4 protein-coding genes and 3 pseudogenes are annotated in these 4,474 nt (G+C 62.2%); 3 read left to right on the plus strand and 4 right to left on the minus strand.

From position 1 onward, the window contains the following. Window positions 1-228: 228 nt before the first annotated feature. Together KYX69_RS22865 and KYX69_RS22870 are read right to left on the minus strand one after the other, a co-directional pair. Window positions 229-920, minus strand: a pseudogene (locus KYX69_RS22865) (IS5 family transposase); the annotation flags it as partial. Window positions 921-993: 73 nt separating this feature from the next. After that, window positions 994-1,170 (minus strand): helix-turn-helix domain-containing protein, encoded by a 177-nt coding sequence (locus KYX69_RS22870; RefSeq protein ID WP_197421998.1) that lies wholly within the window; start codon window positions 1,168-1,170, stop codon window positions 994-996. A 121-nt stretch (window positions 1,171-1,291) separates the two neighbouring features. Between KYX69_RS22870 and KYX69_RS22875 the strand changes: the two genes are divergently transcribed. The 3 genes and pseudogenes from KYX69_RS22875 to KYX69_RS22885 form a co-directional block, all read left to right on the plus strand. Further along, a complete protein-coding gene (locus KYX69_RS22875; protein ID WP_082738059.1) occupies window positions 1,292-2,161 on the plus strand; it encodes a diacylglycerol kinase family protein in 870 nt (289 codons plus the stop codon). A 10-nt stretch (window positions 2,162-2,171) separates the two neighbouring features. Next, window positions 2,172-3,884 (plus strand): sulfatase-like hydrolase/transferase, encoded by a 1,713-nt coding sequence (locus KYX69_RS22880; RefSeq protein ID WP_066662457.1) that lies wholly within the window; start codon window positions 2,172-2,174, stop codon window positions 3,882-3,884. A gap of 20 nt (window positions 3,885-3,904) precedes the next feature. Then, a pseudogene (locus tag KYX69_RS22885) lies at window positions 3,905-4,015 on the plus strand (arsenical resistance protein ArsH); the annotation flags it as partial. On the opposite strand, the pseudogene KYX69_RS22890 reads toward KYX69_RS22885, so the two are convergent. Beyond that, window positions 4,015-4,236: pseudogene (locus KYX69_RS22890) on the minus strand (MerR family transcriptional regulator); the annotation flags it as partial. The pseudogenes KYX69_RS22885 and KYX69_RS22890 sit on opposite strands and share 1 nt — an antisense overlap. A gap of 10 nt (window positions 4,237-4,246) precedes the next feature. Beyond that, the coding region (locus KYX69_RS22895) for a hypothetical protein (RefSeq protein WP_300501658.1) at window positions 4,247-4,474 on the minus strand (228 nt) is incomplete at its 5' end.

A 4,474-nucleotide genomic window follows, 5' to 3' on the forward strand; every position in this document is an offset into this window, starting at 1 on the left:
TCCATCTGCATCGACGACACACACATGCGTCGTTTCCATCGACAGGTCTAATCCGGCATAGTGCTTCATGGCTGCTTCCTTCCTTCAGGCTTCGAGAACCAGAAGTGTGCGCCGCTCAGCCGGCCCGGGGAAGCAGCCACAAATTACACGATGACTCATTGATTACAGCCAGAAGATGACGGTGGCAGCGAGGGCGATGGCTGCGAGGTAGTTGGAGGCGTGGCGGTCGTATCGAGTAGCGATGCGGCGCCAGTTTTTGAGGCGGCAGAAGAGGCGCTCGATGACATTTCTGCGCCGGTAGATGTGCTTGTCGAGCGGGTAAGGCGTACGGCGCGAAGCAGTTGAGGGGATGACGGCCTTGATGCGTCGTTGCTTGAGCCAGTTGCGCAGGCTGTCGGCATCATAGGCTTTGTCGGCGAGCAGGCGCTTGGCGGGTGCGGCAACGCCCAACAACGGCATCGCCACGCTGATATCGGCGATATTGCCGGGCGTCAGCGTGAAGGCGACCGGTCTGCCGCGATCGTCGGCCAGGCAGTGTATCTTGCAGGTCCGCCCGCCGCGCGAGCGACCGATCGCTTCCTGCCACTCCCCCTTTTTGAGCCGGCCGCCGAGCGATGCGCCTTCACATGCGTGCTGTCGATCGACAACTCGTCCGGCACAGCGCCCGCACCCGCGATCTTCTCGAACATGCGCTGCCAGATCCCGCGCGCTGCCCACCGGTTGTAGCGATTGTAGATGGTCGTCGGTGGTCCGTAGGCCGCTGGAACATCTCGCCAGCGACAACCGGTCTTGAGCACATGCAAGATGCCCGAGATGACGGTCCGATCATCGACACGCGGCTTGCCCGGCTTCCCATGCGGGAGGTGGGGCTCGATCGCCGCCCACGCCTCGTCAGATAGCCAAAACAGATGTCGTGCCATAACCGCTCCCGACCAAACCCATCAGACGCAGCCATTTACCACATATCATCAGTATCTTGTATGAGTTCTCAACCTAGGCCGCAGCCTGATTAAGCGAGCTGCGCCCACCCGGTATGTGCCGGTAGAGCGTCGACGGCTGGACGCCGATCTGCTGCGCCACCTCCTCAACGGTGATGGTGGGGTCTGCGAGCATCGCCTTGGCGCGCTTGATCTCGGCCGGTCCCATCGCCGGCTTGCCCGGATGCGCCATTTTATTGAGCGAAAGAGCTGTGGAGGCTTGGTCGGCTAACTCGCTTGGCCGACGGCCGGTTTAAGGCCAATTTTAACTTCTTGTCCTAAGCTGAGTCCGCTTGAGGAGCGGCGGAGCCCGAATGACGAAACTTGCAGGACACCGGGTCCAGATCATCCATAACAAAAGCGCGGGAAGGCATTCGCCAGCAAAGCTGACGGCGCTTCGTGCGGGCTTCGAGGCTCGTGGGGCTGAGGTGGTCCTGTCTGAGTGCGGCCCCGGTTTGGAAATAGCCATCGACCATGCTGCGGCGCACGTATGCGCCGTTGGGGGTGACGGCACCGTCCGGCACGTCGCCTTGGCGATAGCGCGCTGCGGCAGGTCGCTTCCGATGAGCGTTTATCCGTCAGGAACCGTCAATCTGGTACATCGCGAATTCAGCGCGCACCACGCGCCCCATTCGCACGCCGGGAGGGTGATGCGCCGGGATCGCGGGCGCAGCCATTATGCGGTACAGGTCAATGATACTTTATTCTTTGCCTGCGCCAGCGTCGGACCCGACAGCCGCACGGTCGCCGCCCTGTCGCCGCGCCTTAAGCGCCACTTTGGCAGGCTTGCCTATGTGGTCGCGATTGTCCGGGTGCTAGTAGACTGGCGTCGCGACAAGATTGAGATCCTCTGTGAAGGCCGTGCGATCACGTGCGAGGCGTTCTACGTAGCCAAGGGGCGCTATTTCGCGGGACCGTGGAGTATAGCGCAGGATGCCCGATTGGGCGTACCGCTGCTCCATGTCCTTGCCTTGACCAAGGCACGCAGGCGAGATTTCATTCGGCTGGTATGGGCGCTGCTGACGGGTCGCCGGGCAGACGCTCTGGCGGGAGTAACCGCGTTCACCTGCACCGCGCTAACCGCCAGGGCGGCGGCCAACCTTCCCGTGCAAGCCGACGGCGACATCGCGGCGGATCTCCCGGCCGGATTCGAGCTGCGGCCCGATCCGATCTTGTTTCGCTGAAGGCCGAGCCGTGACGTTACCTATCAAAGAAGCTTTGCTTGCGCTCTACCTCGTGGCGGGGTTCGCCGCAGTGGCGGAGCGACTGTTGTCGCTTGGGCCGGGGCCGGCGCTATTCCTTTATGTTGGATTGTTTGGCTTCCTGGCCGTCTGTCTTCTGCTCGCCGCCTACATCCGAAACACGCATCTCCGGCTCGGCTACGCCGTCCTTCTATCTGCTTCGGCGCTACTGCTCGACTCCTTCCAGCGGATCGTCGGCGAGCCGCTGACTTATGACGCCTTTATCAACCTTCTGAACTCGGCCGGGTTCGTTGGGGACACGCTGGGTCAGCACGCAAGCTCCATCGCTTCAGCGTTCGCTTCCAGCCTGCTGCTGCTCGTAGGCGTGGCGATGAAGCCGAAGCGTACGCTGCCGTTGCCGGGTTCTGCATCCGTCGCGGCACCGCTCATCGGCATAGCCACGCTGTCCGGCATTCTGTTCGCCCGCGGCGGCGAAGGCGCGAACGGGCTGCCGAGCGCGTTTCCGATCCTCGCATATTCAAGTGTCTTCCTTTACGAGCGGGGTGTAAGCCCCACCGTAGCGCGCCAGGACGTTACGATACCGCGAACGGGGCCGCGCGCTCGCGGCGACATCGCCCTTATCATCGACGAAAGTGTGCTCGGCAGCTACCTCGACATCAACGATGCGCGCGGAGCGACGTCGGGCCTCGCCCGTTCTCGTCCAGGCGTCGAGATCCACAATTTCGGCTACGCCGCTTCGATCACGAACTGCAGCGTCGGCACCAACGTCACCTTGCGCCACGGCGGCACGCGCGACGACTACGAGCGGATCAACGCGACCATGCCTGCCATCTGGCGCTACGCTCGCAAGGCGGGATTGCGCACCGTGTACATCGATGCGCAGCGGACGGGGGGCAATCTGCACAACCTGATGTCGAGGCAAGAGCTGGAGGCGATCGACCGCTTCATTCAGTTTGACGACGTGCCTGTGCGCGAGCGCGACATGGCCGCGGCGGACGTGCTCGCCCGATTGCTCAACGATCGCACCGCAGATTTCATCATCATCAACAAGGTTGGCGCGCACTTTCCTATTCACGATAAATACCCTGACGCGTTCATGCGCCATCGCCCCGCCTTGCCACGCGGCGGCTTTGCAGACGTTAGCGACACTGGAAGTCGCGATGGATTTGGCGGGTCGTCGGAGGATTGGGCGCGCTACCGCAACGCCTACAGAAACACGTTGCTGTGGAACGTGGGTGCGTTCTTCGACCGGCTATTCGCGCGGGCGCGGATTGGCGATGCGACCATCATATACACCTCGGACCACGGCCAGGACCTGCACGAAGCCGGCAACCCGGGGCTCGATACCCACTGCAGCAGCGATCCCGTAATCGAGGAGGGGTTGGTGCCTCTTGTTGTCATAAAGGGGGCCACGCTGAAAACGCTGGACTGGGAGCGCAATCTAGGGGCGAACAGAAACCGGGTAAGCCACTACGAGATCTTCCCCACCTTGCTGTCGTTGATGGGCTATGATGGACAGCGGGTGCGGGCGGTCTACGGCCCCTCGCTGCTAGAGCGCTCGACGGGGGATCCGAGCTTCAACGCGCGGTTCAACGCTCGCCTCGGCCTGAAGCCCCGCTGGATCGCAATCAATTCCAGAAGTATAACGGCGACCTCTGTGGCCCAGCAGGCAAAATTACAGGAGAGGGCAGGACAGTTGCCCTAGCGGCTAATGGGCAGCGCACCGGAGGTATGCGCCCGACCCAAGGTCGCACACTTGCAGTCATGCAGGTGTCGGCCGGATCGCAATCGTTCAATAGCGTCAACACGCTGCGCGTCCTCGGCCGCTGGATGCGGAGCGCCAGCAGCTCCCCGATCTTGTCTAGCGTGAAACCCGCTGCTTGGGCTGAACGGATGAAACGAAGACGGCGCGCGTCATCGGCGCCGTAGCGCCAGATACCGCCACCCGCGCCAGCTCCGGTGGGTCGGTCGAGCTCATTTAACAGACCGCGACGCTGGTAGTAGCGCACGGTTTCGACGCCCACGCCGCCTTCGCGCGCGAGTCCTGCGATCGTCATGCCCGCTTGGTCATGAGCTTCCTGATCGATTGAACGGGATTGGCTGTCCAATGGATGATACGTGCATAATCCATCGACCCCTCATCGATTCGACGAGCCTTGCTCCAGTTTTAGGGTCAGGACCCATAAACGGGATTCCCTTGGCGGCTGGGATGTGATTCATGCGCTGCGCCAGCAGGAGCGTGGATTTGAGCGAGTTTTGGTTGAGTGAAGCCCAGTTCGAACGGCTGCGTCCGCT

The sequence above is a fragment of the Sphingomonas sp. genome (assembly GCF_030145815.1).
Classification (GTDB): domain Bacteria; phylum Pseudomonadota; class Alphaproteobacteria; order Sphingomonadales; family Sphingomonadaceae; genus Sphingomonas.

Coding starts and splice junctions, on each gene's coding strand:
- KYX69_RS22875 (WP_082738059.1), top strand. CDS start 1,292: ATGACGAAACTTGCAGGACACCGGGTCCAGATCATCCATAACAAAAGC.
- KYX69_RS22870 (WP_197421998.1), bottom strand. CDS start 1,170: ATGGCGCATCCGGGCAAGCCGGCGATGGGACCGGCCGAGATCAAGCGC.